Origin of the sequence: Mesorhizobium sp. M2A.F.Ca.ET.067.02.1.1 (assembly GCF_004023285.1) — a bacterium.
GTDB lineage: Bacteria > Pseudomonadota > Alphaproteobacteria > Rhizobiales > Rhizobiaceae > Mesorhizobium.
The window spans coordinates 1-2,050 of sequence record NZ_RZSB01000931.1 but is presented as its reverse complement, the minus strand read 5'-3'; the positions used below and the strand labels follow the sequence as shown (position 1 = coordinate 2,050).

General features: G+C 64.0%; 3 protein-coding genes. 1 reads left to right on the top strand and 2 read right to left on the bottom strand.

All coding sequences use genetic code 11. The features are described 5' to 3' along the window. On the top strand, positions 1-329 hold a 329-nt coding region (locus tag EOA28_RS33860), incomplete at its 5' end, for a transposase (protein ID WP_245501665.1). Here the strand turns inward: EOA28_RS33860 and EOA28_RS33855 are convergent. Together EOA28_RS33855 and EOA28_RS33850 are read right to left on the bottom strand one after the other, a co-directional pair. After that, on the bottom strand, positions 235-1,074 hold the full coding sequence (locus EOA28_RS33855) for a tyrosine-type recombinase/integrase (protein WP_128315750.1): 840 nt from the start codon (positions 1,072-1,074) through the stop codon (positions 235-237). The two genes, EOA28_RS33860 and EOA28_RS33855, sit on opposite strands and share 95 nt — an antisense overlap. Next, the gene (locus tag EOA28_RS33850) at positions 1,071-2,003 is read right to left on the bottom strand and encodes a tyrosine-type recombinase/integrase (RefSeq protein ID WP_128315749.1); all 933 of its coding nucleotides are present in this window, start codon (positions 2,001-2,003) and stop codon (positions 1,071-1,073) included. The genes EOA28_RS33855 and EOA28_RS33850 overlap by 4 nt, the downstream gene beginning before the upstream one ends. Positions 2,004-2,050 lie beyond the last annotated feature (47 nt).

The following is a 2,050-nucleotide window of genomic DNA, read 5'->3' as shown; positions in this document are numbered from 1 at the left end:
TTCGCCGCTTCCTGCTACACGTCCTGCCCGAGGGCTTCCATCGCATCCGCTACTACGGCTTTCTCGGCAATCGCTACCGCGCGCAAAAGCTCGCCCACTGCCGCGACCTGCTCGGCATGCCGGTTCCCGAGCCGTCGGATGGCTCATCCGAAAGGGATTACCGCGACCGCTATGAGGATCTCACCGGGCATTCCCTCAGGCAATGCCCCGCCTGTCGTCAAGGCCAGATGATCATCATCGAAACATTCGAGACTGGAGAAGCTTCATGGCGAGGGAGTGCCGGAAGATGTGCGGCGATATGGGCTTGTCGGCCAAAGCCGGCCTGGTAGACACGGCCTCGGTGGCCGCACGCCGCACGATATGGGTCGCTCCGAAACGAGTCAGGCGCTCGTTGCGGGCGCCGACGAATATCGGTCGCGGCTCGTGATGGGCGATCCCGCGCTCGCTCAACAAGGATGTCAGCGCCCGCGCCAGGTCCTTAGCAATGGGGACGACGCGGTCTCTGCGCCCTTTGCCGCGCAGCAGCACTTGTGGGTGCGGCCGCTCCAACTGAAGGTCGTTTGCGTTGACGCCGGTGGCTTCGGAGACCCGGGCGCCGGTCCGTGCCAAGAAGAGCAGAAAGGCTCGGTCACGCCGACCACGGGGCGTCTTTGGATCGGGCGCCGCGATGAGGGTGTCCACTTCGGCCTTGGTGAGGTGGTACGTCACTTCAATGTGCGTCCGTTTAATGGGAATCGTCAGCACGCGTTGGGCGACGCCGACGGACGCCGGGTCGGCGGCAGCGACGTGGTGGAAGAAAGATCGGATCGCGGCCAAGCGGGCGTTGCGCGTGGTGACGGAATTGTTCCGCTTCTCCTCGAGTTCGTCGAGGAAAGCGAGAACGAGGTCTCGATCAAGCTCTTCGAGCGCCAACGCCGCCGGCTTCTTCCGCAATCGGGCGGCGGCAAAGAGGATCAGCATGCGCAAGGCGTCGCGATAGCTGGCCACGGTCGCGGGAGTCGCGTTCCGCTGCTTGGTCAGGCGCCGGCGGAAATAGGACTCCAGGAGGTGCGCTAGGAGCAGGTGTTCGCTCATGCTGCGCCTCCATCGAGGGCGGCACGCTCAGCCGCGATGGCGAGGAGCTCCGCCGAGCCCGTGAGGTAGTAGGCCGTGTCGCTGTAACTGGCGTGGCCGAGATATGTGGCGAGCAAAGGCAATAGCGCCTGAACGTCTGCGCGCTGTTGGTGCCAGAGGCTGAGGCGGGTCACGGCAAACCGGTGCCTGAGATCGTGCGGCCTTAACGGCTTACCGCCATCAAAGTCGGCGAGTTTACGGACCTCGGCAAAGCCGTTTTGCAGGCCGGTCGCCGAGAGGCGGTTGCCCCGGGAACTGAGGAAGAAGCCCTGATCCTTGGGTATGGGGAAAGCGGCGTCGCGCTCACGGGCATAGCAACCAAGCGCAGCCTGGGTTGTCGTGTGAACTGGAACGAGACGATCCTTGCGGAACTTTGTCTTCCGAACGAGGAGAACCCCGTTGGTGAGATCAACGTCGGAACGATCAAGCCCGACTACTTCGCCCGATCGCAGCCCTGAACTCGCCAACAATCCGATCAGCGTCGCCATCGTCCGCCCTCGCAGAGGGATGCTAGGCGAAATGCGGGCGCATGCGTCGATGAGTGACCTCAACTCAGCCTCGCTGAGAATACGCGGAGGCGGAATCGCTCTGGATCTGGGGAAAGCCCTGCGCTCCAAGACTTCGGTTCGCGCGTCGTAGACGGCGAGATACTCGTAAAACCGGCCGGGCACGCCGTGACGAGTGACGCGGCTGTTGGCGGCGCCGCTAAACGACAGGACGAAGTCCAGCGCCATCGTCCGGGTAGCGGGCGCATCGAGCTGAGCGCGCCCAACGTAGCGGACGAAAGCCCGCAACGTGCCGGCTTGCTTGCTGAAGGCATAGCCGAGGGAATGGCGCAGCTCGATGTAACGCTCGGCCTTCTCGCCGAGGAATCGGGCAAAGGCGGTCATGCCACGCCTCCCGGAAAGGGGAGTGCGACCTCGGCGAGCTGCGAGGT